This is a genomic window from Marinobacter maritimus, assembly GCF_007671675.1.
Classification (GTDB): Bacteria; Pseudomonadota; Gammaproteobacteria; order Pseudomonadales; family Oleiphilaceae; genus Marinobacter; species Marinobacter maritimus.
This window is the reverse complement of record NZ_VCGW01000006.1, coordinates 154759-179940: the sequence shown is the minus strand read 5'-3', so window position 1 is coordinate 179940 and position 25182 is coordinate 154759. Positions and strand designations below refer to the sequence as shown.

Genomic DNA, 25182 nt, shown 5'->3' with positions numbered 1-25182 from the left:
TGACGACTATAGCGGCCTGGCACCACCTGATCCCATCCCGAACTCAGAAGTGAAACAGGCCTGCGCCGATGGTAGTGTGGCATTTGCCCATGTGAGAGTAGGTCATCGTCAGACTCTTAATACCAAAACCCCAGTTTCTAACGAGGCTGGGGTTTTTTTCGTTTTGTCTTTTCAGCTCTCCTGGTGTTTAATCCCCGCGTTACTCATTCTCATGCCGGATGCAATTTTATGAAATCCAAAGTGCTTGTTTCGCTGCTCAGTGATGGGCAGGTTCATTCCGGAGAACGTCTGGCCCGGGAGTTGGGCGTGAGTCGCACGGCTGTGTGGAAACAGGTGCGTCGTGCGCTTGATGAGGGTTACGAGATCGATACTGTCAGAGGTCGAGGTTACAGGCTTGTTACGCCGGTTGACCTGCTTGATGCCGGCACTATTTTGGCAGGGCTCGCTGAGCCGACTCGTAACCGTATTGCCCTGACAGTCCTGGATGAGGTGGACTCAACGAATACAGAGGTCGTCCGGCAATTATCGAAGGGAGCTGCAGGCGTGCCCGTCGCTATCGCAGATAGTCAGACTAAGGGGCGTGGTCGCCGTGGCAGGCCTTGGCGAAGTCCGCGGGGTGAGAATCTTTATCTGAGTGCAGGCCTTACCTTCCAGGGCGGATTTTCTGTTCTGGACGGGCTTAGTCTTGTGTTGGGCGTGGCTGTTGCTGAAACCCTTGAGGGGCTGGGCGTACCCGGTGTACGTCTGAAATGGCCCAACGACATCTTCCTGTCTGACGGAAAGCTCGGGGGGATCCTGGTTGAGCTTCAAGGTGAGTTGCAAGAGGGGGTTGTTCGCGTCATCGCTGGTATTGGTATCAATGTTCACATGAGTCACGCCGACGATGTTGATCAGCCTTGGGCCAGCCTCGGGCAGGTCGCCCCGCAGACAGATTGGTCCCGGAACCGAATTGCATCCGCTCTCATCAATGCGTTGCTGGAAACTGCTGAGGCGTTTGCCGAAAAAGGTTTCGGCTCCTTCCAGGGGTCATGGCAGGCCCGGGATATGTTCAAGGGGCGTCATCTCGTGGCCCAGGGGGGCGATGTTATAGGTGTTGGTTGTGGTGTCGACGGACAAGGGAATTATCTGGTTGAGGGGGTGTCAGGAGTGGTGCCAATCCGGGCCGGAGAGATTAGCTTGCGGGTCGCTTTATGAGGCTGCTGGTAGATGCAGGCAACACGCGAATGAAGTGGCGCCTGGAGAGTGAGGGCGTGATCATCCATGAAGGGTGGTCGGCGTTAGATATGGACGCCCCGTTTGCGGATATTGACGGTTATCTTGGTTCAGTTTCGCGAGTTGGAGTGTCGACGGTTGCCCCTGAAGAGTTGCGGTTGCGGCTTCTGTCGTACCTTGATGGAAAGGTAGCTGGGCCGGTGCATTTCTACTGGGCTGAAGATCGGCGCTCCAGTTTGCAGAACTCTTATATGGATGCGCGGACCATGGGGGCCGATCGCTGGCATGGGATGTACGGCGCGTGGAAACACTACAAGTGCGGGTGCGCTGTGATAGATGCTGGTAGCGCGATTACAGTCGACTACGTGGATCATGCGGGGCAGCACGTTGGGGGATACATTCTGCCCGGCCTGAAGATGATGCTGAGAAGCTTGAAAAACGACGCCGCACGAATTGCCTTTGAGGCAGGCGAAGTGTCGCGAACGAAGCCGGGAATAAGTACTGCAGAGTGTGTAAACCATGGGTTGTCCTGGCTGTTCCAGGCAATGATCGATCGGGTCAGAAAAGATGTCTTTGAGCTGAACCTGTCACAGACTGTATTGACAGGGGGGGATGCCGAGCGACTGCTTGCACTTGGAATGACGGCAGCTCACCATCCTTCGTTGGTGCTGGATGGCCTCGGATATATCGATAACGAGGTGTGTGAAGAATGAGATTTCTGGCGCTTGCCTTGGTGCTGCTGAATGTTGTTCTCTGGTATGGTTCAGGCAAGTCGGCTGAGTACAGGCAGTCCAGCAGCGTGGCGACTGGGTCTCTGCCAAGGGTGGGTAGTCTCAAGTCTTCTGGTTTATACGGTATCGGCGCTTCCTCAGTGGAGAATGTTGGGAATGGTATTGGTTCAGGCGAGATATTGGCGCAAAGCTGTGTGACGGTTGGCTGGTTTGATTCATTTGGTGCAGCTGATGCCCTGGCTGCGCGGGTTGGCGACAGCCAGCTCCGGAACTACCGGGTGCAAGAAAAGAAGCGAGAGCTGCTGCCGTTGCACTGGATTATTATCCCTCCTCAGCCGGGGCGCATTGCTTCAGAGCAGCTTAAAAGGCTGCGGAAGCAAGGCGTCGATTCCTATCTGGTCGCTCAAGGTGAAAACCGGAATGCCATATCTCTTGGGCTGTTCGAGTCACGCGAGGCCGCAAAGTCCGTGCTCGAAGAAAAAAAACATCAGAATCTCAATGCAGTACTGGTCAACTTCCCCCGTAATCAGCTAAGCTACGCGCTGTCTTTTGAGGCGAGGCCAGAGTTTGTTGAAAAACTGGTCCGTGCGGCAGAAGCGGATTATGGCAATAAATTCGAGTTCATCGAAATCAACCCTTGTGAAGGTGTTGCAACGCCACGCGAAAATCCGTAGTATACCGCCCTCGCTGAAGAGGCGATTGTGAGCTGGCGTAGCTCAGTTGGTAGAGCAGCTGACTTGTAATCAGCAGGTCGGGGGTTCGATTCCGTCCGCCAGCTCCACTTTTTTGTTGTGACAGGTGCAGAAGATCGCGCCTGACTCGGAGGGGTTCCCGAGTGGCCAAAGGGATCAGACTGTAAATCTGACGCGAAAGCTTCGCTGGTTCGAATCCAGCCCCCTCCACCACTTAATTGCTCGCGGGCATCGTATAGTGGCTATTACCTCAGCCTTCCAAGCTGATGACGCGGGTTCGATTCCCGCTGCCCGCTCCAATTTTATTGTAATGCTCATGTAGCTCAGTCGGTAGAGCACATCCTTGGTAAGGATGAGGTCAGCGGTTCAACTCCGCTCATGAGCTCCACTATTTATCCGGTCAGCGTTACGATCCAGGTTGATCAGGGAGATTGGTCGAATGTCTAAGTCTAAGTTTGAACGTAAGAAGCCGCACTTGAACGTGGGCACTATTGGTCACGTAGACCATGGTAAGACGACTCTGACCGCTGCTCTGACTCGTGTATGCCACGAAGTTTGGGGCACGGGTTCTGCGAGTGCATTTGATCAGATCGATAACGCACCGGAAGAGCGTGCGCGTGGTATTACCATTGCGACCTCTCACGTTGAGTACGATTCTCCTAATCGCCACTACGCCCACGTAGACTGCCCGGGCCACGCGGATTATGTGAAGAACATGATCACGGGTGCTGCGCAGATGGACGGCGCGATTCTGGTTTGCTCGGCAGCTGACGGCCCCATGCCGCAGACCCGCGAGCACATCCTGCTGTCCCGCCAGGTAGGCGTTCCTTACATCGTTGTGTTCCTGAACAAGGCGGACATGGTCGATGATGAAGAGCTGCTTGAGCTGGTCGAGATGGAAGTTCGTGACCTGCTGGAAGCTTATGATTTCCCGGCTGACGACACGCCGATCATCACCGGTTCTGCGTTGATGGCGCTGGAAGGCAAAGATGATAACGAGATGGGTACTACCGCAGTCAAGAAGCTGGTAGAAGCTCTGGATTCGTACATCCCTGAGCCTGAGCGTGCCATTGATCAGCCGTTCCTGATGCCGATTGAGGACGTATTCTCTATCTCGGGTCGTGGTACGGTTGTGACCGGTCGTGTAGAGCGCGGCATCGTCAAGGTTGGTGAGGAAGTTGAGATTGTTGGTATCAAGGATACCGTCAAGACTGTCTGCACCGGTGTTGAGATGTTCCGTAAGCTGCTGGACGAAGGTCGTGCAGGCGAGAACGTTGGTGTACTGCTGCGCGGTACCAAGCGTGACGATGTTGAGCGTGGTCAGGTTCTGTGTAAGCCAGGCACCATCAAGCCGCACACCAAGTTTGAGTGCGAAGTGTACGTATTGAGCAAAGATGAAGGCGGCCGTCATACTCCGTTCTTCAAGGGCTACCGCCCACAGTTCTACTTCCGTACCACCGACGTAACCGGTTCCTGCGAATTGCCGGAAGGCGTGGAAATGGTTATGCCGGGTGACAACGTGAAGATGGAAGTAACGCTGATTGCTCCGATCGCCATGGAAGATGGTTTGCGCTTCGCGATTCGCGAAGGCGGCCGTACCGTTGGTGCCGGCGTAGTCGCAAAGATCATCGAGTAAGTACTCGATTGCTAGGCGCACCCTTGTGGTGTGCCTGATAGGAAGTGCACTGAGTAGTTTCGGTGCAGGCCAGTAGCTCAATTGGCAGAGCAGCGGTCTCCAAAACCGCAGGTTGGGGGTTCGATTCCCTCCTGGCCTGCCATTTTTTTAACATCCGGATACATAAGTTGATTCCCATGGAGTCAAAAGCCGTTCAGTCAAACAGTCGTTTCGACGTAGTGAAATGGCTAGTTGTTTTTTTGCTGATTGCCGTTGGTGTAGTTGGTAATCAGTATTTCAGCGCCGAATCTTTGCTGTATCGGGTTCTGGCTCTTGTTGGTCTGGCTATAGTTGCGGCTTTGGTCGCTTTGCAGACCGAGCGCGGGCGCCGTTTTGCAACGTTGCTTAAAGAAGCTCGCGTTGAGATCCGGAAAGTGGTGTGGCCCACCAGGCCAGAGCTGGTTCAGACTACAGTTATTGTTGTAGTTTTTGTGCTGGTTGTGTCGCTGTTATTGTGGGGTATGGATTCGATAATCAGTTGGCTGGTCGCCGGATTTATCGGCTAACAGGAGTGGGCAATGGCTAAGCGCTGGTACGTGGTTCATGCGTATTCTGGCTTCGAAAAGCACGTAATGCGCACTCTTGCTGAGCGCATCGCGCTTGAAGGTATGGAAGACAGGTTTGGTGAAATCCTTGTTCCTACCGAAGAAGTTGTTGAGATGCGTGACGGGAAAAAGCGCAAGAGTGAGCGCAAATTTTATCCCGGATACGTTCTCGTCCAGATGGAAATGGACGACGGTACTTGGCACCTTGTGAAGAATACGCCGCGAGTACTTGGTTTTATTGGTGGGACGAAAGACAAGCCGGCGCCGATCACAGAGCGTGAGGCTGAGGCGATTTTGCGTCGCGTTGAAAGCGGTGTGGATAAGCCCAAGCCGAAGACCTTGTTCGAGCCGGGCGAAGTTGTGCGTGTTGTTGAGGGTCCGTTTGCGGACTTCAATGGCGTGGTAGAGGAAGTCGACTACGACAAGAGTCGGGTCAAGGTTGCTGTTCTGATTTTCGGTCGTTCAACTCCGGTAGAGCTGGAGTTTGGTCAGGTCGAGAAAGACTGAGCGGTTGCTTTTAACCGGAAGGCTCGCGCGCTCAGGCGTCGCGGGCTTTTTGTGTCTGCAACGGGGAGCCGCAAGGCGTTTGAACCCACAGGAGTATTACTATGGCTAAAAAGATAGAAGCATATATCAAGCTTCAGGTTGCTGCCGGTAAGGCCAACCCGAGCCCCCCCGTTGGCCCTGCATTGGGTCAGCGCGGCGTAAACATCATGGAGTTCTGTAAGGCGTTTAATGCCCAGACCCAGGACATGGAAGCCGGCTTGCCGATTCCTACTGTTATCACAGTTTACAGTGATCGCAGCTTTACATTTATCACCAAAACTCCGCCTGCGCCTGTTCTTCTCAAGAAGGCGGCTGGTGTGAAGAGTGGTTCCGGTCGTCCTAACACTGAAAAAGTGGGCAAAGTGACCCGTGAGCAACTCGAAGAAATTGCCAAGGCCAAGGAGCCGGATCTGACTGCTGCCGATATGGATGCAGCGGTTCGTACCATTGCCGGAACCGCCCGCAGTATGGGCCTGACCGTGGAGGGTCTGTAACATGTCTAAGCTGAGCAAGCGTCAAAAGCTGATTCTGGAAAAGACAGACTCTACTCGTTCTTATTCCGTTGATGAGGCTGTGTCACTGCTGGTAGAACTTGGCCAGAGTGTGAAGTTCAAGGAGTCATTGGACGTTGCAGTTAATCTGGGCGTGGATGCGCGTAAATCAGACCAGGTAGTACGTAGCAGCACGGTCCTGCCGCATGGCACGGGCAAAACAGTTCGTGTCGCAGTATTCACCCAGGGTGCAAATGCTGAAAAAGCAACTGCAGCCGGTGCTGATATTGTGGGTATGGATGATCTCGCGGATGAGGTCAAGAAGGGCAACATGGACTTCGATGTGGTAATTGCCACTCCGGATGCCATGCGTGTTGTCGGTCAACTGGGCCAGATTCTTGGGCCTCGCGGACTAATGCCGAACCCCAAAGTAGGTACGGTTACTCCAGACGTAGAGACCGCGGTTAAAAATGCCAAGGCCGGTCAAGTGCGTTACCGCACAGACAAGAACGGTATTATCCATTCTCCGCTGGGTAACGTTGAATTCTCTGCACAGAACATCAAGGAAAACCTTGAGTCTCTGATCGCAGATCTGAAAAAGGCCAAGCCATCTTCGGCGAAAGGCGTGTATCTGAAAAAGATCACGATTTCTTCGACTATGGGTCCTGGTCTGACTATCGATCAAAGCGGTCTGGACATCTGACCGTCTGATCGGTAGTTGCTTTGTAGTCTGGGCGGAAGCCAAGGCTGTCAAAGACCGCAGGCCCCCGAAGTTTTAGGACTAAAAGGGTTAAAGCAACGCCTGCGCAGACGGTGTGAAGACGTTCTCTCTGAACCCAAACACCGTTAAGGCGCCCGTAGGAAGCAGGTTGTAGTCGCTTCCAGGGTAATGATGGGTTTGCCGGGAATACCCCCGGCGAAATCGAGGAGAAATCCAGTGGCAATTAGACTCGAAGACAAGAAAGCGATCGTCGCTGAAGTCAACGAGACTGCCGGTGGTGCTCTGTCTGTGGTTCTGGCTGACTACCGTGGTGTTACCTCTGGTGATATGACGGCTCTTCGTGCCAAAGCTCGTGCCGAGAATGTGAATCTCAGGGTTGTTCGTAACAACCTTGCAAAGATTGCGATTCGTGGCACTGAGTTTGAGTGCATCGACGAGGCCTTGGTCGGTCCGACGATACTGGCATTCTCAATGGAAGATCCGGGAGCGGCCGCGCGCCTGCTTAAGGATTTTGCAAAAGAGAAGGACGCATTCGAGATTAAAGGACTCGCAATCGGCGGTGAGCTGATGGGCGCAGACCAGATCGATCGTCTTGCCAAGCTACCAACACGTCACGAAGCGTTGACGATGCTGGCTGCTGTAACACAGGCACCAATCACCAAGCTGGCACGGACACTGAACGAAGTTCCTTCGAAAGTGACCCGTGCTGTAGCGGCAGTTCGCGACCAGAAGCAAGAAGCTGCTTGATTCTGTTGAACACCATTTATATTTTTTTGGGAGAAAGTCATGGCTCTGTCTAACGAAGACATTTTGAACGCAATTGCAGAAATGAGCGTAATGGACGTTGTAGCGCTGGTTGAAGCAATGGAAGAGAAGTTCGGCGTATCTGCTGCTGCCGCTGTTGCTGCTGCTCCTGCAGCTGCTGGCGAAGCTGCTGCTGCCGAAGAAAAGACCGAATTTGACGTTGTTCTGACCGGTGTCGGTGAGAAGAAAGTTAACGTTATCAAGGCTGTTCGTGAACTGACCGGCCTGGGTCTGAAAGAAGCTAAAGAGATGGTTGATGGTGCGCCCACTACTGTCAAGGAAGCTGCGAGCAAAGACGACGCAGAAGCAGCCAAGAAGAAGCTCGAGGAAGCGGGCGCTTCTGTTGAGCTCAAGTAAGAGTCGGCTGTTGATCGAAACTGCGCTTCAAGCGTAGACAGGCTGGTGGCTTTGTGCCACCGGCCTTTTTCTGTTGTATATGCTATGGAGTCTGGTATGTGTTTTCAGGTTGGTGTCAGATCTTTAACCGTATACCAGAGTCTTTGTTCAAGACGGCGCGATAAGCCGAGCAATTCGGCCCCGAAGCAAAACATTGGTTGCTTCTTGATACCAGGTATCAGGTCTAAAGCTGGGGAATGCAGATGACTTACTCCTACACTGAAAAAAAGCGGATTCGCAAAGATTTTAGTAAATTGCCTTCCGTGATGGATGTCCCCTATTTGCTGTCTATTCAGCTGGATTCATTCCGGGACTTCCTGCAAATGGAAGCCGCCCCTGTTGACCGTCGGGAAACCGGTCTTCATGCAGCATTCAAATCCGTATTCCCGATTGCCAGCTACTCTGGCAATGCTGCGCTCGAATACGTGAGCTACCGCATTGGTGAGCCAGTATTCGATGTCAAGGAATGCCAGCTTAGGGGCGTTACTTATGCGGCGCCGCTGAGAGTTAAAGTCCGCCTTATCATTTATGATAGGGAGTCGTCCAATAAGGCGATCAAGGATATCAAGGAACAAGAAGTCTACATGGGCGAAATGCCCCTGATGACCGAGAATGGTACCTTCGTTATTAACGGTACCGAGCGTGTTATCGTTTCCCAGCTCCACCGCTCTCCCGGTGTGTTCTTTGATCATGACAAAGGTAAGACCCATTCGTCCGGCAAGCTGCTGTATTCGGCCCGGGTGATTCCTTACCGTGGCTCGTGGCTCGATTTCGAGTTCGATCCCAAAGACTCCGTTTTTGTTCGTATTGACCGTCGGCGCAAGCTGCCCGCGTCAATTCTTCTGCGTGCGCTCGGTTACACCTCCGAGCAAATGCTGGAAATGTTCTTCGATACCAGTAAGTTCACGCTGGGGGCGGAAACTTGCAAGCTGGAGTTGGTTCCGAGCCGTCTTCGTGGCGATATTGCGACATTCGATATCAAGGATAACGAAGGCAAGCTGATTGTTGAAGAAGGTCGTCGTATCACGGCCCGTCATATCAAGCAGTTGGAAAAAGCCGGGATCAATGAACTCGAGGTTCCTACCGAGTACCTATATGGCCGCGTTTTGGCCAAGGATATGGTGGATCAATCCACTGGCGAGATCCTGGTTGAGTGTAATGCTGAGCTGAGCGAAGAGATTGTCACCAAAATCCTGGATTCTGGTGTCACCGACATTGAGACGCTCTATACCAACGATCTGGATTGCGGTCCCTTCATGTCCGATACCCTGCGTATCGATCCGACCCGTAGCCCACTTGAAGCACTGGTTGAGATCTATCGGATGATGCGTCCGGGAGAGCCGCCCACCAAGGATTCAGCAGAGAACCTGTTTAACAACCTGTTTTTCTCTGAAGAGCGTTACGACTTGTCTGCGGTTGGCCGGATGAAGCTTAACCGTCGCCTGCGCCGTGAAGAAAGCATCGGTGAAGGTACGCTGACTCACGAAGACATAATCGATGTTCTCAAGACGTTGATCGACATTCGTAATGGTCAGGGCAACGTAGATGACATCGATAACCTGGGTAACCGCCGTGTGCGTTGCGTGGGTGAAATGGCTGAAAACCAGTTCCGCGTCGGACTGGTTCGTGTAGAGCGTGCAGTTCGTGAGCGTCTCAGTCTTGCCGAAAGTGAAGGCCTGATGCCTCAGGACCTGATCAACGCCAAGCCCGTTGCGGCCGCGGTCAAGGAATTCTTCGGTTCCAGCCAGCTGTCTCAGTTCATGGATCAGAACAACCCTCTGTCTGAAGTAACTCACAAGCGCCGTATCTCGGCACTCGGACCAGGTGGTCTGACCCGTGAGCGTGCCGGATTCGAGGTTCGTGACGTTCACCCGACGCACTATGGTCGTGTGTGCCCGATCGAAACGCCAGAAGGCCCGAACATCGGTTTGATCAACTCACTTGCGACTTACGCGCGCGCCAACTCTTATGGCTTCCTTGAGAGCCCCTACCGGAAGGTTGTGGATGGCGTAGTAACCGATGAGTTGGTGTATCTGTCGGCGATAGAAGAAAGCACCTACGTTATCGCACAGGCAAGTGCCGCGATGGACGATGGCAAGCGCCTGATGGACGAGCTGGTTACGGTACGTCACCAGAACGAAACAACGGTTATGCCTCCTGAAAGCGTTAACTTCATGGATGTGTCTCCGCGTCAGGTTGTATCTGTAGCAGCATCGCTGATTCCGTTCCTGGAGCACGACGATGCTAACCGGGCTCTGATGGGTGCGAACATGCAGCGTCAGGCGGTTCCGACACTGCGTTCCCAGGTGCCTTTGGTTGGCACCGGTGTTGAGCGCACAGTAGCTCAGGACTCTGGCGTCTGTGTGACTGCACGCCGCGGCGGTGTGATAGAAAGTGTTGATGCTGCCCGTATCGTGGTGCGCGTCAACAATGAGGAAACCGAAGCGGGCGACGCAGGTGTGGATATTTACAATCTCACCAAGTACACCCGTTCGAACCAGAATACCTGTATCAACCAGCGTTCCATCGTTCGCCAGGGTGATGCCATTGCCCGCGGGGACGTGCTGGCTGACGGTCCCTCTGTGGATCTGGGTGAGCTGGCTCTCGGGCAGAACATGCGCATCGCATTCATGCCCTGGAACGGTTACAACTTTGAGGACTCCATACTGATCTCCGAGAAGGTGGTTCAGGAAGATCGCCTGACTACTATCCACATTCAGGAACTGACCTGTGTGGCTCGGGATACCAAGCTGGGTAGTGAAGAAATTACCGCGGATATTCCCAACGTCGGTGAGAGCGCGCTATCCAAACTGGATGAGTCCGGTATTGTTTACATCGGTGCTGAAGTAGGTCCTGGCGATATTCTGGTCGGCAAGGTAACACCGAAAGGTGAAACCCAGCTGACCCCGGAGGAAAAACTGCTGAGGGCAATCTTCGGTGAGAAGGCGTCTGACGTAAAAGACACCTCCTCCCGCGTGCCGACTGGCACCCGCGGTACCGTCATCGATGTACAGGTCTTTACCCGTGACGGTATCGAGAAAGATCAGCGTGCCAAGGCAATTGAGAAAGAGCAGCTGGATCAGTACCGCAAAGATCTGAAGGACGAGTACCGTATTGTTGAGGGTGCAACGTTCGAGCGTCTGCTGAGCGCGCTGAAAGGCCAGTCTGTGATCAGTGGTCCGGGCCTGAAAAAGGGCGCCAGCCTGGAGGAAGGCTATCTTACAGAGCTTCCACGTTCAGACTGGTTCAAGCTGCGCATGCAGGATGAAGGTCTCAATGAGCTGCTGGAGAAATCCGAGCAGGGCCTTGAGGAGCGCAAGAAAGAACACGATGCGCGCTTTGACGATAAAAAAGGCAAGCTCCAGCAAGGTGATGACCTTGCACCGGGTGTCCTGAAAATCGTTAAGGTCTATCTTGCAATCAAGCGCCGTATCCAGCCTGGCGACAAGATGGCCGGCCGTCACGGTAACAAGGGTGTTATCTCCGCGGTCATGCCGATCGAAGACATGCCGTACGATGTGCACGGTAATACCGTTGACATCGTCCTGAACCCGCTTGGCGTTCCTTCACGGATGAACGTTGGTCAGGTGCTGGAAACCCATTTGGGTGCGGCTGCCAAAGGGCTCGGTGAGCGCATCGGCAAAATGCTTGACGAGCAGCGTAAGGTTGCCGAGCTTCGCAAGTTGCTTGATGAGATCTACAACCACTCCGACGAAGTGTTCAAAGTGGATCTGGATTCCCTGAATGACAAGGAAATTCAGGAGATGTGTCACAACCTGCGTGGCGGTGTTCCTATGGCCACACCGGTGTTTGATGGCGCCAAGGAATCCGAAGTCAAGCACATGCTTGAACTGGCAGGGTTGAGCACCACCGGCCAGACCAAACTTTACGATGGCCGTACAGGTGACTCCTTCGATCGCCCGGTGACTGTGGGGTATATGTATATCCTCAAACTCAACCACCTGATCGATGACAAGATGCACGCCCGTTCCACTGGTTCGTACAGTCTTGTGACCCAGCAACCGCTGGGCGGTAAGGCGCAGTTCGGTGGTCAGCGCTTCGGTGAGATGGAAGTGTGGGCCCTTGAGGCTTACGGTGCAGCGTATACGCTGCAGGAAATGCTCACCGTCAAGTCTGATGATGTGAACGGCCGGACCAAGATGTACAAGAACATTGTGGATGGTGATCATCGTATGGAGCCCGGCATGCCGGAATCCTTCAACGTTCTCGTCAAGGAAATCCGTTCGCTGGGTATCGACATCGAGCTGGAATCTGAGTGAGCCGAATTGTTTTTGGCAGCGTGAGCGGGCACTTCGTGTGCCCGCCCGAGATTAACGCCATGCGGAGCTTTTACTGATGAAAGATTTGCTGAATCTTCTCAAGAGCCAGAACCAAAGCAAGGAATTTGACGCTATCCGTATTGGATTGGCGTCACCGGACATGATCCGTTCCTGGTCCTTTGGTGAAGTTAAGAAGCCTGAGACCATTAATTACCGTACGTTCAAGCCAGAGCGTGACGGCCTTTTCTGCGCCAAAATCTTCGGCCCGATCAAGGACTATGAGTGCCTGTGCGGCAAGTACAAGCGCCTCAAGCACCGTGGTGTTATCTGCGAAAAGTGTGGTGTTGAAGTCGCACTGGCAAGCGTTCGCCGTGAGCGCATGGGGCACATTGAGCTGGCCAGCCCGGTCGCTCATATATGGTTCCTGAAATCACTGCCGTCCCGTATCGGTCTGATGCTGGACATGACGCTGCGCGATATCGAGCGCGTGCTCTACTTCGAGTCTTTCATTGTGATCGACCCGGGTATGACCACGCTTGAACGTGGCCAACTGCTGAATGATGAGCAGTATTACGAAGCTCTGGAAGAGTTCGGCGACGAGTTTGATGCCCGGATGGGCGCTGAAGCCGTTAAAGAGCTGCTTGAAGGCATTGATCTTCAGGAGCAAGTTGACTCACTGCGGGAGGAAATTCCCCAGACCAACTCCGAGACCAAGATCAAGAAATTCAGCAAGCGCCTGAAAATACTTGAGGCCTTCCTGTATTCCGGCAACAAGCCGGGCGACATGGTTATGACCGTGCTGCCTGTTCTGCCGCCCGACCTGCGCCCGCTGGTGCCGTTGGATGGTGGCCGATTTGCCACATCTGATCTAAACGATCTGTATCGCCGCGTGATCAACCGGAACAACCGCCTCAAGCGACTGCTTGAGCTGAACGCTCCGGATATCATCGTGCGCAACGAAAAGCGCATGCTGCAGGAAGCAGTAGACGCGCTGTTGGATAACGGCCGTCGCGGTCGTGCCATTACCGGCACCAACAAGCGTCCGCTGAAGTCTCTGGCAGATATGATCAAGGGTAAGCAAGGTCGTTTCCGTCAGAACCTGCTGGGTAAGCGCGTTGACTACTCCGGTCGTTCCGTAATCGTTGTAGGCCCATATTTGCGCCTGCATCAGTGCGGCCTGCCGAAAAAAATGGCTCTTGAACTATTCAAGCCGTTTATTTTCTCCAAGCTTGAGCATCGGGGCCTGGCGACGACAATCAAAGCCGCCAAGAAAATGGTTGAGCGGGAAGAAGGCGTAGTCTGGGATATTCTGGACGAAGTGATTCGCCAGCACCCCATCATGCTTAACCGTGCGCCGACGTTGCACCGTTTGGGTATCCAGGCGTTCGAGCCGGTACTGATCGAAGGTAAAGCGATCCAGTTGCACCCGTTGGTTTGTGCGGCCTACAACGCCGACTTTGACGGTGACCAGATGGCGGTACACGTACCGTTGACGCTGGAAGCTCAGCTTGAAGCTCGTGCGCTGATGATGTCGACCAACAACATCCTGTCGCCAGCTAACGGTGAGCCGATCATCGTACCCTCCCAGGACGTTGTACTTGGCCTCTACTACATGACCCGTGAGCGCAAGAGCGCGCTTGGCGAGGGCATGGTGTTTGCGGACGTCAAGGAAGCTCATCGTGCCTACGGTGCGGGCCAGGTAGACCTCCAGGCCATCGTCAAGGTGCGCGTTAAGGAGGTTGCCATTCTTGAAAGCGGCGAGCGTACTGAAGAGTACAAGATCGTGGACACCACGGTCGGTCGCGCTTTGCTGTTTGATATTGTTCCGGACGGCCTTTCCTATGACCTGGTCAACAAGCCGATGGTCAAGAAAGCAATCTCGAACCTGATCAACACTTGCTACCGGGATGCCGGCCTGAAAGAAACGGTTATCTTCGCGGATCAGCTCATGTATATGGGCTATCACTACGCGACGGTTTCAGGTATTTCGATCGGCTTTAACGACTTCGAAATTCCCCCGGAGAAGTACGAGCTCGTGGACGCGGCTTCCCAGGAAGTAAAAGATATCGAAACCCAGTACGCGTCCGGTCTGCTGACCCAGGGCGAGAAGTACAACAAGGTTATCGACATCTGGTCGCGTGCCAACGACAAGGTCTCCAAGGCCATGATGGAGCGCCTGGCCAAAGAAAAAGTTATTGGTGCTGATGGCAAGCCTATCAAAGGTGAAGACGGCGAAGACCTGATGCAGGAGTCTTTCAACTCTGTCTACATGATGGCGGATTCCGGCGCTCGGGGTTCTGCAGCGCAGATTCGTCAGCTCGCCGGTATGCGTGGTCTGATGGCGAAGCCGGACGGCTCCATCATCGAAACGCCGATTACCGCCAACTTCCGTGAAGGCCTGAACGTACTTCAGTACTTTATCTCGACTCACGGTGCCCGTAAGGGTCTGGCTGATACGGCGTTGAAGACCGCTAACTCCGGTTACCTGACTCGGCGTCTGGTTGACGTTTCGCAGGACCTGGTGGTTACCGAAGAAGATTGCGGTACCGAAGAAGGCCTGCTGATGACGCCTCACATTGAAGGCGGCGACGTGGTTGTGCCTCTGGGTGCTCGTGTGTTGGGCCGTGTTACTGCCCGGGATGCGTTTACTCCGATTGACAAGGATAATGCCGTTGTTCCTTCCGGCACCTTGCTGGATGAGAAAACGATTGAGGCGCTTGAAGGCGCGGGTGTGGACGAAGTATGGGTGCGTTCTGCGATCACCTGTGAGACTCGTCATGGCATCTGCTCCAAGTGTTACGGTCGCGATCTGGCACGCGGACATCGTGTGAACGTTGGCGAAGCAGTGGGCGTTATCGCTGCCCAGTCCATTGGTGAGCCGGGAACCCAGCTGACCATGCGTACGTTCCACATTGGTGGTGCTGCGAGCCGAGCTTCTGCGGTAGACAATATTCAGGTCAAGCATGGCGGTACGGTTCGCCTGCATAACCTGAAATCGCTCGAGAAAACAGACGGCTCACTGGTTGTTATTTCCCGTTCTTCTGCTCTGGCAATCGCTGACGATCAGGGTCGTGAGCGTGAGTGGTACAAACTGCCTTATGGCGCGGTGCTTTCTGTGAAGCACGGCGATAACGTTGAGGCGGGCGTTGTGGTGGCCAAGTGGGATCCACACACTCACCCGATCATTGCGGAAGCCGAAGGTACAGCCAAGTTCGTCAACATGGATCAAGGCATTACCGTGCGCACCCAGACCGACGAACTGACTGGTTTGTCGACCATGGAAATCATCGATCCGAAGGAGCGCCCGGCGGCTGGTAAAGACATTCGTCCGGCCATCCAGATGGTAGACGAGGCAGGTAACGACGTTGATTTGCCTGGTGGTGGCGCGGCGATTTTCTTCATGCCGGCAAACGCCCTGGTGACTATGGCCAATGGCGCGCGCATCGAGCTGGGTGACGTGGTTGCCCGTATTCCTCAGGCGAGCTCTAAAACACGTGACATTACCGGTGGTCTGCCACGGGTTGCTGATCTGTTTGAAGCGCGTCGTCCCAAGGAGTCGTCCATCCTGGCCGAGATCAGCGGTATGATTTCGTTCGGCAAGGAAACCAAGGGCAAGAAACGCCTGGTGATTACGCCGAAAGACGCAGATCCCTATGAGGTTCTGATTCCGAAGCATCGTCAGATGAACGTATTCGAAGGCGAAACGGTTGAGAAAGGCGAGGTGATCTCCGATGGTCCATCCAACCCGCACGACATTTTGCGTCTGCTGGGTGTGGTAGCGTTGGCGAAGTACATTACCAACGAGATCCAGGATGTATACCGTCTGCAGGGCGTAGTGATCAACGATAAACACATCGAAGTGATCGTGCGTCAGATGCTGCGCAAAGTGGAAATCACTGACCCCGGCGACACCCAGATGATTTCTGGCGACTCTGTTGAGATCAACCGGGTGCTTGAAGCTAACGAAGCGGCCGATGCTGCTGACAAAGAACCCGCAAGGTTCGAGCGTCTGCTGCTGGGTATCACCAAGGCTTCCTTGGCGACGGAGTCGTTCATCTCTGCGGCCTCGTTCCAGGAAACAACCCGTGTACTCACCGAAGGCGCGGTTACAGGTAAGCGTGATTACCTGCGCGGCCTGAAAGAAAACGTTGTGGTTGGTCGACTGATTCCTGCGGGAACCGGTTTGGCTTATCACGCCGAGCGTCGACGCAAGCGCGAGCTTGAAGAGCAAGGTGTTACTGCCGCAGACGTTGAAGAAGCTCTGAGCGCCGAACTCAACCGCGGAGGTTGAGCTGGGTGGACCATCTCCGTGTAGTTACTTATGCGGAGGTGGTTAAAAAGAGATCAGTCATCTTGACTGTCGGGGGGCGCGGGCTTAAACTTGCGTCCCTTAAATTTTACCCCCTTCACTGGGGGTAAGTTTCATTGATATGGTTTTTTGGAGTTTGCTTACATGGCAACGATTAATCAGTTGGTGCGTAAGCCTCGTAAGCGCAAGGTAGCCAAGAGCGATGTTCCTGCTCTTCAGGCATGTCCTCAGCGCCGTGGTGTGTGCACTCGTGTTTACACTACAACGCCGAAGAAGCCGAACTCAGCACTGCGTAAAGTGTGTCGTGTTCGTCTGACCAACGGCTTCGAGGTTTCCTCATACATTGGTGGTGAAGGCCACAACCTTCAGGAGCACAGTGTTGTGCTTATCCGTGGCGGTCGAGTAAAAGACCTTCCGGGTGTGCGTTATCACACTGTTCGCGGAACACTGGACACCCAGGGTGTGCAGAGCCGTAGGCAGGGTCGCTCCAAGTACGGTACAAAACGTCCCAAATCCTGATATCCCGAGCGGGTATCTTTTATCGTTGCTTGTCAGAACGGTAAGAGTAAGGCTGAGTAGCCACTGGCTATCTCAGGGGTTCCTGAAGACCTTTTAATTACATAAGGGCTTATCGATGCCTAGAAGAAGAGTTGCAGCTAAGCGGGAAATCATCCCGGATCCGAAGTTCGCTAGTGCGCGTCTTGCCAAGTTCATCAACCACGTAATGGAAAGTGGTAAGAAAGCGGTTGCAGAGCGCATTGTTTATGGTGCTCTGGAAATTGTTGCCGAGAAGTCCAAAGAAGAGCCGATCGACATGTTCGAGAAGGCCCTGGAGAACATCCAGCCGATGGTTGAGGTTAAGTCCCGTCGTGTGGGTGGTGCTACTTACCAGGTGCCTGTCGAGGTACGGCCTTCCCGTCAGAACGCGTTGGCTATGCGCTGGCTCGTAGATTTTTCACGGAAGCGCGGCGAGAAGTCCATGGCGCAGCGTCTTGCTGGTGAGATTCTTGATGCCGCTGACAGCAAGGGTGCAGCTGTTAAGAAGCGTGAAGATGTACACCGCATGGCAGAAGCCAACAAGGCGTTCTCTCACTTCCGTTTCTAAACAGCCGAGGTTTATAAAGTGGCACGCAAAACTCCTATTAAACGTTACAGAAATATCGGTATCGTTGCGCACGTGGATGCGGGGAAAACAACCACGACCGAGCGTATTCTTTACTACACAGGTCGTAGTCATAAGATGGGCGAGACCCATGATGGCGCGTCTACTACTGACTGGATGGAGCAAGAGCAGGAGCGGGGTATTACCATTACCTCAGCGGCTGTTACTACCTTCTGGCAGGGTATGGATAAACAGTTCGAAGAGCACCGTATCAACGTGATTGATACCCCGGGCCACGTTGACTTCACTATCGAAGTTGAGCGTTCACTGAGGGTTCTTGATGGTGCTGTGGTTGTTTTCTGTGGTTCCTCCGGTGTCGAGCCGCAGTCTGAAACTGTATGGCGCCAAGCCAACAAATATGAAGTCCCGCGGATGGTGTTCGTCAACAAGATGGATCGTGCCGGCGCTGACTTCCTGCGTGTGGTTAATCAGATCAAGACTCGCCTGGGTTCTGCTCCGGTTCCGTTGCAATTGCCGATTGGAGCTGAAGAGAACTTCAACGGTGTTGTCGACCTGCTTCGCATGAAGGCGATTTACTGGAATGGCGATGATCAGGGTATGACCTACGAATTGGGTGATATTCCTGAAGATATGGCTGAGGAAGTTGCTGTTTATCGCGAGCACCTGGTGGAAGCTGCTGCCGAAGCCAACGAAGAGTACATGGAAAAGTACCTCGAAGAAGGTGAGCTCACCCTCGAAGAGATCAAGAAAGGTTTGCGCTCGCGCACAATCGCCAACGAAATTGTTCTGGCGTGTTGCGGCTCCGCTTTCAAGAACAAGGGTGTTCAGGCAGTTCTGGACGCGGTCATCGAATATCTGCCAGCTCCGGATGAAGTAAAAGCGATCCGCGGTGAAGTGGACGAAGACGGAACCGAAGAGACCCGTCCTGTTGATGACAAGGCACCATTTGCGGCGCTTGCATTCAAGATTGCTACCGACCCGTTTGTGGGTACATTGACGTTCTTCCGCGTTTACTCTGGCACGCTGGAGTCGGGTAACGCAGTTTATAACTCGGTCAAAGGCAAGAAAGAGCGTGTGGGCCGTATGGTTCAGATGCATGCCAACGATCGGGAAGAAATCAAGGAAGTTCTTGCGGGCGACATTGCTGCGGCAATCGGCCTGAAGAACGTCACCACGGGTGACACCTTGTGCGATGAAAACCACAAGATCATTCTTGAGCGCATGGAGTTCCCCGAGCCGGTTATTTCGGTAGCTGTTGAACCGAAGTCCAAGGCCGACCAGGAAAAGATGGGTGTGGCGCTGGGCAAGCTAGCTCAGGAAGATCCGTCATTTCGTGTGCGCTCAGACGAAGAGACCGGTCAGACGATCATCTCTGGGATGGGTGAGCTTCACCTGGATATTCTTGTCGACCGTATGCGTCGTGAGTTCAAGGTGGAAGCCAATATCGGTAAGCCGCAGGTTGCGTATCGTGAGTGTATTCGCAAGTCTGTAGATGTCGAAGGCAAGTTCGTTCGTCAGTCTGGTGGTCGTGGTCAGTATGGTCACGTAAAAGTCAGGATTGATCCGCTCCCGCTGGACCAGGAAGATGCCGAAAACTTTATCTTCGTGAACGAGATCGTTGGTGGTGCTGTTCCCAAGGAGTACATCCCCGCGGTTCAGCAGGGTATCTCGGAGCAGATGCAGAATGGCTGTCTGGCTGGCTATCCGCTGCTGGGTATCAAGGCAACCTTGTACGATGGTTCGTACCACGATGTGGACTCCAATGAAATGGCGTTCAAGGTTGCGGGCTCCATGGCGATGAAGAAAGGCGCTTTGGAAGCGAACCCGGCTCTACTTGAGCCGATGATGAAGGTTGAAGTTGTAACGCCTGAAGATTACATGGGTGACGTGGTGGGTGATTTGAACCGCCGCCGTGGCCTGATTCAGGGTATGGATGACAGTGTATCCGGCAAGATTGTTCGCGCCGAGGTTCCGTTGTCGGAAATGTTTGGCTATGCAACCGATCTGCGCTCTGCAACTCAGGGTCGTGCGTCTTACGCGATGGAATTTTCGCGTTACGCGGAAGCGCCAAACAACATTGCCGAAGCAATTATTAAAAAGGGTTGATACCCAGGACTTAAGTAACAGGAAGAGGTGTAACTGTGTCTAAATCTAAATTTGAGCGTAAGAAGCCGCACTTGAACGTGGGCACTATTGGTCACGTAGACCATGGTAAGACGACTCTGACCGCTGCTCTGACTCGTGTATGCCACGAAGTTTGGGGCACGGGTTCTGCGAGTGCATTTGATCAGATCGATAACGCACCGGAAGAGCGTGCGCGTGGTATTACCATTGCGACCTCTCACGTTGAGTACGATTCTCCTAATCGCCACTACGCCCACGTAGACTGCCCGGGCCACGCGGATTATGTGAAGAACATGATCACGGGTGCTGCGCAGATGGACGGCGCGATTCTGGTTTGCTCGGCAGCTGACGGCCCCATGCCGCAGACCCGCGAGCACATCCTGCTGTCCCGCCAGGTAGGCGTTCCTTACATCGTTGTGTTCCTGAACAAGGCGGACATGGTCGATGATGAAGAGCTGCTTGAGCTGGTCGAGATGGAAGTTCGTGACCTGCTGGAAGCTTATGATTTCCCGGCTGACGACACGCCGATCATCACCGGTTCTGCGTTGATGGCGCTGGAAGGCAAAGATGATAACGAGATGGGTACTACCGCAGTCAAGAAGCTGGTAGAAGCTCTGGATTCGTACATCCCTGAGCCTGAGCGTGCCATTGATCAGCCGTTCCTGATGCCGATTGAGGACGTATTCTCTATCTCGGGTCGTGGTACGGTTGTGACCGGTCGTGTAGAGCGCGGCATCGTCAAGGTTGGTGAGGAAGTTGAGATTGTTGGTATCAAGGATACCGTCAAGACTGTCTGCACCGGTGTTGAGATGTTCCGTAAGCTGCTGGACGAAGGTCGTGCAGGCGAGAACGTTGGTGTACTGCTGCGCGGTACCAAGCGTGACGATGTTGAGCGTGGTCAGGTTCTGTGTAAGCCAGGCACCATCAAGCCGCACACCAAGTTTGAGTGCGAAGTGTACGTATTGAGCAAAGATGAAGGCGGCCGTCATACTCCGTTCTTCAAGGGCTACCGCCCACAGTTCTACTTCCGTACCACCGACGTAACCGGTTCCTGCGAATTGCCGGAAGGCGTGGAAATGGTTATGCCGGGTGACAACGTGAAGATGGAAGTAACGCTGATTGCTCCGATCGCCATGGAAGATGGTTTGCGCTTCGCGATTCGCGAAGGCGGCCGTACCGTTGGTGCCGGCGTAGTCGCAAAGATCATCGAGTAAAACACTCTTTGCATCAGGAAAAAGGGGCTGATTCGATCAGCCCCTTTTTCCGTTTCAGTCGCAACCGCTTCTCCCCCTCCGGTCACGAGCTATGTTTGTTGACAGGGTTGGGTATTATGCATACAATGCGGCTCCTTTTTTGAAGGTCGGCTAATAGTAGCTGCTACGAGTGGAGTTTGGTGCAACATGCAAAGCCAAAAGATTCGGATCCGGTTGAAGGCGTTTGATTATCGCCTTATCGACCAGTCTACGCAGGAGATTGTCGATACCGCTAAGCGGACCGGCGCTCAGGTGCGTGGACCCATTCCTCTGCCTACGCGCAAGGAAAAGTTTACCATTCTGGTTTCTCCGCACGTTAACAAAGACGCGCGCGATCAGTATGAGATTCGCACACACAAGCGTTTGCTCGACATTGTTGAGCCGACGGAAAAGACAGTAGATGCTTTGATGAAGTTGGACCTGGCAGCAGGTGTAGACGTTCAGATCAGCCTCGGTTAATACCGCCAGGTATTAACCCGTGTAACTGTCCTAAGGCCATAGAGGGTGAGAGCCCCGTACACTTAGAGGTGAAACATGGCAATTGGTATTGTCGGTCGCAAGGCCGGTATGACCCGTATTTTTACGGAAGACGGGCAAGCGTTGCCCGTAACGGTGATCGAGGTTGAGCCCAACCGCATCACTCAGCTCAAGACTCTAGAAAGCGATGGCTATCGCGCAGTTCAAGTAACTGTGGGTTCGCGTCGTTCCTCTCGTGTTAATAAGAGTGCAGCAGGTCATTTCGCAAAAGCCGGTGTTGAAGCGGGTCGTAGCGTATGGGAATTTCGTTTGGCAGACGGCGAAGGTGAAGATCTGGCCGCCGGCGGCGAAATTACTGCGTCAGTCTTTGAAGACGGCCAGGTTGTTGACGCTACCGGGACATCCAAAGGTAAGGGCTTTCAGGGCGGTGTAAAGCGCTGGAACTTTGCCATGCAGGATGCTACCCACGGTAACTCCCTGTCTCACCGTGCACCGGGTTCCATTGGTCAGAACCAGACTCCGGGCAAGGTATTCAAAGGCAAAAAGATGGCGGGCCAGATGGGTAATGTTCAGGTGACTGTTCAGAACCTGAAAATTGTCCGTGTCGACGCTGAGCGCAACCTTTTGCTGGTTAGTGGTGCCGTACCTGGCGCAACTGGCGGCGATGTTGTCATCAAGCCTGCTGTTAAAGCCTGAGGAGCGGTTCGATGGAATTGACTATTACAGGTAGCGGCAAGGGAATTACGGTTTCCGAAGCTGCTTTCGCAAAAGATTTTAATGAAGCACTGGTTCATCAGGTGGTTGTGGCCTATATGGCTGCTGGCCGTCAGGGCACCAAGGCTCAGAAAACCCGTTCAGAAGTCAGTGGTGGCGGTAAGAAGCCCTGGCGTCAGAAGGGCACAGGTCGTGCCCGTGCAGGTACTATCCGCAGCCCGATTTGGCGCTCCGGTGGTGTTACCTTTGCTGCCAAGCCTCGCGGCTTCGAGCAAAAGGTAAACCGTAAAATGTACCGCGCTGCAATGCGCTCCATTTTTTCCGAGCTGGTACGTCAGGAGCGGTTGGTGGTGGTTGATGATTTCGCCATCGATGCGCCCAAGACCAAGGCGTTTATCGCCAAGCTGTCTGATCTCGGCGTGAGTAATGCTCTTATCCTGTCCGAGAGCCTTGAGCATAACTTGCATCTGGCGTCTCGCAACGTTCCTCACGTCGATGTGCGTGATGTTGCAGGTCTGGATCCGGTTAGCCTTGTTGCGCACGAGAAGGTCGTGGTGACTGTTCCCGCTCTGAAGAAAATCGAGGAGATGCTGGGATGAATCAGGAACGTATCTACAAGGTTCTGCTGGGACCTCACGTATCGGAAAAAGCATCTTTGGTGGCCGAGCACGGTCAGGTCGTATTCCGGGTTGCCCCGGATGCCACCAAGCCCGAGATCAAAAAAGCCGTTGAGCAGCTGTTCAACGTCACCGTAGAAGGTGTTCAGGTTCTGAATCGTAAGGGCAAGCTTAAGCGCACCGCCCGCGGGTTCGGCAAGCGTAATGACATTCGTAAGGCTTACGTAAAGCTGGCTGAAGGTCAGGACATCGATTTTCTGGATGTGGAATAAGGTAAAGGGGTCGTAATATGCCGATCGTCAAAACCAAACCAACATCTGCCGGACGCCGTCACGTTGTAAAGCTTTACAACCCGGATTTGCACAAAGGGCGCCCTTACGAACCGTTGGTCGAATCACAAAGCAAGTCGGGTGGCCGTAACAACGCTGGCCGCATTACAACCCGTCATGTTGGTGGTGGTCATAAACAGCACTACCGTATCATTGACTTCAAGCGGACCAAAGATGGTATTCCTGCGACAATTGAGCGCATTGAGTACGATCCTAACCGCTCTGCGCACATCGCGCTGATCAAGTACGCCGATGGCGAGCGTCGTTACATTATCGCTCCCAAAGGTATGCAGATCGGTGAGCCTGTGCGCTCAGGAATCGACGCGCCTATCAAGGTGGGAAGCACATTGCCGCTGCGGAATATCCCAGTGGGTTCTGTGATCCATTGCGTTGAGCTCAAGCCTGGTAAAGGTGCACAGCTGGCTCGCTCCGCGGGCGCATCCGTACAGCTGGTTGCTCGGGAAGGCGCTTATGCGACTATCCGCCTGCGCTCAGGTGAAATGCGTAAGGTGCTTGTAGATTGTCGTGCCACGTTGGGTGAAGTTTCCAATAGTGAGCACAGTCTCAAGCGGCTTGGCAAAGCGGGTGCATCACGTTGGCGTGGCAAGCGTCCAACAGTACGTGGTGTTGCTATGAACCCAGTTGACCACCCGCATGGTGGTGGTGAAGGGCGTACCTCTGGCGGACGTCACCCGGTTACTCCGTGGGGTGTTCCGACCAAAGGGCATAAGACTCGTAAGAACAAACGTACTGATAAAATGATAGTACGTCGTCGTTCAGCCAAGTAAACGACTACATAGAGGTAATTGCTGTGCCACGTTCTTTAAAGAAAGGTCCTTTTATAGACCTGCATCTGTTGAAGAAGGTCGAAGCAGCTCTGGAAGCGAACGACAAGCGACCGATCAAAACCTGGTCGCGTCGTTCAACGATCTTCCCAGAGTTCGTAGGTTTGACCATTGCAGTCCACAACGGCAGGCAACACGTGCCGGTTTATGTAACCGAAGATATGGTCGGACATAAACTGGGTGAGTTCGCGGCGACGCGTACTTATCGTGGCCATTCGGCCGACAAGAAAGCTAAACGCTGATTGTGAGGGGAATAGAAATGGAAGTAGCAGCCAAGTACAAGGGCGCTCGCCTCTCAGCTCAGAAAGCACGTCTTGTCGCCGACCAGGTCCGCGGCAAGGCTGTTGAGGACGCCCTGAACATTCTGACTTTCAGCCCTAAGAAGGCGGCGGTGATTATCAAGAAAGCTCTTGAGTCCGCTATCGCCAACGCTGAGCACAACGAAGGTCTGGACGTTGACGAACTGCGGGTTTCCACCGTTATGGTGGATGAAGGCCCGACGCTCAAGCGAATCAAGGCTCGAGCCAAGGGGCGCGCTGATAGAATCATGAAGCGCACCTGCCATATCACCGTCAAGGTCGCCGACAAGTAGGAGATGCTCAGATGGGTCATAAAGTAAATCCGATCGGCTTCCGCCTGGGTGTGATTAAAGAGCACAACTCAGTCTGGTATGCCGATAAAAAGGAATACGCAAAAAACCTGTTGAACGATATTCAGGTTCGCGAATTCCTCGACAAGCGTCTGGTGAAGGCGTCTGTTAGCAAGATTGTGATCGAGCGCCCTGCTCAGAACGCCCGTATCACGATCCATACTGCCCGCCCCGGTATTGTTATCGGTAAAAAGGGTGAAGATGTTGACCGTCTGCGTCGTGAAGTCGGCGAGATGATGGGCGTGCCTGTGCACATCAACATCGAAGAGGTCCGCAAGCCGGATCTGGATGCTCGCCTGGTAGCGCAAAACGTTGCCGGCCAGTTGGAGCGTCGTGTGATGTTCCGTCGCGCTATGAAGCGTGCGGTTCAGAATGCCATGCGCCAAGGTGCCAAGGGTATCAAGATTCAGGTTGGTGGTCGTCTCGGGGGTGCTGAGATTGCGCGTTCCGAGTGGTATCGCGAAGGTCGTGTTCCGCTGCACACATTGCGTGCAGATATTGATTACGCAACCTATGAAGCGAATACCACTTACGGCGTAATCGGCGTCAAGGTATGGATCTTCAAAGGTGAGATTCTTGGTGGTATGGAGCAAGTCCGTGCTGACAAGAAAGCCTCTGGAAAGAAAGGTTCTAAGTAAAGGGGCAATCT

At 53.7% G+C, this 25182-nt stretch carries 24 protein-coding genes, 5 tRNA genes and 1 rRNA gene; all 30 read left to right on the top strand.

The window, feature by feature from the left end:
* Nucleotides 1-114, top strand: a 5S ribosomal RNA gene (gene rrf, locus FFI90_RS18485); the annotation flags it as partial.
* 114 nt (nt 115-228) lie between these two features.
* A complete protein-coding gene (locus FFI90_RS18480) occupies nt 229-1194 on the top strand; it encodes a biotin--[acetyl-CoA-carboxylase] ligase (protein ID WP_144780238.1) in 966 nt (321 codons plus the stop codon).
* Entirely contained in the window at nt 1191-1925 is a 735-nt protein-coding gene (locus FFI90_RS18475; protein WP_144780237.1) for a type III pantothenate kinase, read from the top strand. The genes FFI90_RS18480 and FFI90_RS18475 overlap by 4 nt, the downstream gene beginning before the upstream one ends.
* Nucleotides 1922-2617: an SPOR domain-containing protein gene (locus FFI90_RS18470; RefSeq protein ID WP_246123665.1), complete on the top strand. Its 696-nt coding sequence runs from the start codon at nt 1922-1924 to the stop codon at nt 2615-2617. The genes FFI90_RS18475 and FFI90_RS18470 overlap by 4 nt, the downstream gene beginning before the upstream one ends.
* Nucleotides 2618-2648: 31 nt before the next feature.
* Nucleotides 2649-2724: transfer RNA gene (locus FFI90_RS18465), tRNA-Thr, on the top strand.
* A 40-nt stretch (nt 2725-2764) separates the two neighbouring features.
* A tRNA-Tyr gene (locus tag FFI90_RS18460) sits at nt 2765-2848 on the top strand.
* Nucleotides 2849-2859: 11 nt separating this feature from the next.
* Nucleotides 2860-2934, top strand: a tRNA-Gly gene (locus tag FFI90_RS18455).
* A gap of 13 nt (nt 2935-2947) precedes the next feature.
* Nucleotides 2948-3023 (top strand) — tRNA-Thr (locus FFI90_RS18450).
* A gap of 51 nt (nt 3024-3074) precedes the next feature.
* Nucleotides 3075-4271 carry an elongation factor Tu gene (gene tuf / locus FFI90_RS18445; RefSeq protein ID WP_144780226.1) on the top strand — a complete coding sequence of 399 codons (1197 nt, stop codon included), beginning with the start codon at nt 3075-3077 and terminating at the stop codon, nt 4269-4271.
* Between the two features lie 66 nt (nt 4272-4337).
* A tRNA-Trp gene (locus FFI90_RS18440) sits at nt 4338-4413 on the top strand.
* Between the two features lie 34 nt (nt 4414-4447).
* A complete protein-coding gene (secE, locus tag FFI90_RS18435; RefSeq protein WP_144780236.1) occupies nt 4448-4816 on the top strand; it encodes a preprotein translocase subunit SecE in 369 nt (122 codons plus the stop codon).
* Between the two features lie 12 nt (nt 4817-4828).
* Nucleotides 4829-5362, top strand: coding sequence for a transcription termination/antitermination protein NusG (gene nusG / locus FFI90_RS18430; RefSeq protein ID WP_144780235.1), 534 nt, complete (start codon nt 4829-4831; stop codon nt 5360-5362).
* 101 nt (nt 5363-5463) lie between these two features.
* The gene (gene rplK, locus FFI90_RS18425; protein ID WP_144780234.1) at nt 5464-5895 is read left to right on the top strand and encodes a 50S ribosomal protein L11; all 432 of its coding nucleotides are present in this window, start codon (nt 5464-5466) and stop codon (nt 5893-5895) included.
* Between the two features lies 1 nt (nt 5896).
* On the top strand, nt 5897-6595 hold the full coding sequence (gene rplA, locus FFI90_RS18420; RefSeq protein ID WP_144780233.1) for a 50S ribosomal protein L1: 699 nt from the start codon (nt 5897-5899) through the stop codon (nt 6593-6595).
* Between the two features lie 234 nt (nt 6596-6829).
* The gene (gene rplJ / locus FFI90_RS18415) at nt 6830-7360 is read left to right on the top strand and encodes a 50S ribosomal protein L10 (protein WP_144780232.1); all 531 of its coding nucleotides are present in this window, start codon (nt 6830-6832) and stop codon (nt 7358-7360) included.
* Nucleotides 7361-7399: 39 nt separating this feature from the next.
* Nucleotides 7400-7774, top strand: coding sequence for a 50S ribosomal protein L7/L12 (rplL, locus tag FFI90_RS18410; RefSeq protein WP_144780231.1), 375 nt, complete (start codon nt 7400-7402; stop codon nt 7772-7774).
* Between the two features lie 242 nt (nt 7775-8016).
* Nucleotides 8017-12093: a DNA-directed RNA polymerase subunit beta gene (gene rpoB, locus FFI90_RS18405; RefSeq protein WP_144780230.1), complete on the top strand. Its 4077-nt coding sequence runs from the start codon at nt 8017-8019 to the stop codon at nt 12091-12093.
* Nucleotides 12094-12169: 76 nt separating this feature from the next.
* Nucleotides 12170-16384, top strand: a complete 4215-nt coding sequence (gene rpoC, locus FFI90_RS18400) for a DNA-directed RNA polymerase subunit beta' (RefSeq protein WP_144780229.1) — start codon at nt 12170-12172, stop codon at nt 16382-16384.
* 162 nt (nt 16385-16546) lie between these two features.
* On the top strand, nt 16547-16921 hold the full coding sequence (gene rpsL / locus FFI90_RS18395; RefSeq protein WP_072799863.1) for a 30S ribosomal protein S12: 375 nt from the start codon (nt 16547-16549) through the stop codon (nt 16919-16921).
* Between the two features lie 115 nt (nt 16922-17036).
* Nucleotides 17037-17507, top strand: a complete 471-nt coding sequence (gene rpsG, locus FFI90_RS18390) for a 30S ribosomal protein S7 (protein WP_144780228.1) — start codon at nt 17037-17039, stop codon at nt 17505-17507.
* A gap of 18 nt (nt 17508-17525) precedes the next feature.
* Nucleotides 17526-19631 (top strand): elongation factor G, encoded by a 2106-nt coding sequence (gene fusA, locus FFI90_RS18385; protein WP_144780227.1) that lies wholly within the window; start codon nt 17526-17528, stop codon nt 19629-19631.
* Between the two features lie 35 nt (nt 19632-19666).
* Nucleotides 19667-20863 (top strand): elongation factor Tu, encoded by a 1197-nt coding sequence (tuf, locus tag FFI90_RS18380; protein ID WP_144780226.1) that lies wholly within the window; start codon nt 19667-19669, stop codon nt 20861-20863.
* Nucleotides 20864-21049: 186 nt separating this feature from the next.
* Entirely contained in the window at nt 21050-21361 is a 312-nt protein-coding gene (rpsJ, locus tag FFI90_RS18375; protein WP_007350503.1) for a 30S ribosomal protein S10, read from the top strand.
* A gap of 75 nt (nt 21362-21436) precedes the next feature.
* Nucleotides 21437-22075, top strand: a complete 639-nt coding sequence (rplC, locus tag FFI90_RS18370) for a 50S ribosomal protein L3 (RefSeq protein ID WP_144780225.1) — start codon at nt 21437-21439, stop codon at nt 22073-22075.
* An 11-nt stretch (nt 22076-22086) separates the two neighbouring features.
* Nucleotides 22087-22692: a 50S ribosomal protein L4 gene (gene rplD / locus FFI90_RS18365; protein WP_144780224.1), complete on the top strand. Its 606-nt coding sequence runs from the start codon at nt 22087-22089 to the stop codon at nt 22690-22692.
* Nucleotides 22689-22982 carry a 50S ribosomal protein L23 gene (gene rplW, locus FFI90_RS18360; RefSeq protein WP_144780223.1) on the top strand — a complete coding sequence of 98 codons (294 nt, stop codon included), beginning with the start codon at nt 22689-22691 and terminating at the stop codon, nt 22980-22982. Before rplD ends, rplW begins: the two co-directional genes overlap by 4 nt.
* Before the next feature lie 17 nt (nt 22983-22999).
* Entirely contained in the window at nt 23000-23827 is an 828-nt protein-coding gene (rplB, locus tag FFI90_RS18355) for a 50S ribosomal protein L2 (protein ID WP_144780222.1), read from the top strand.
* A 23-nt stretch (nt 23828-23850) separates the two neighbouring features.
* Nucleotides 23851-24126 carry a 30S ribosomal protein S19 gene (gene rpsS, locus FFI90_RS18350; protein ID WP_096784145.1) on the top strand — a complete coding sequence of 92 codons (276 nt, stop codon included), beginning with the start codon at nt 23851-23853 and terminating at the stop codon, nt 24124-24126.
* A 17-nt stretch (nt 24127-24143) separates the two neighbouring features.
* Nucleotides 24144-24476 (top strand): 50S ribosomal protein L22, encoded by a 333-nt coding sequence (gene rplV, locus FFI90_RS18345; protein WP_096784144.1) that lies wholly within the window; start codon nt 24144-24146, stop codon nt 24474-24476.
* An 11-nt stretch (nt 24477-24487) separates the two neighbouring features.
* Nucleotides 24488-25171, top strand: coding sequence for a 30S ribosomal protein S3 (gene rpsC, locus FFI90_RS18340; protein WP_144780221.1), 684 nt, complete (start codon nt 24488-24490; stop codon nt 25169-25171).
* Nucleotides 25172-25182 lie beyond the last annotated feature (11 nt).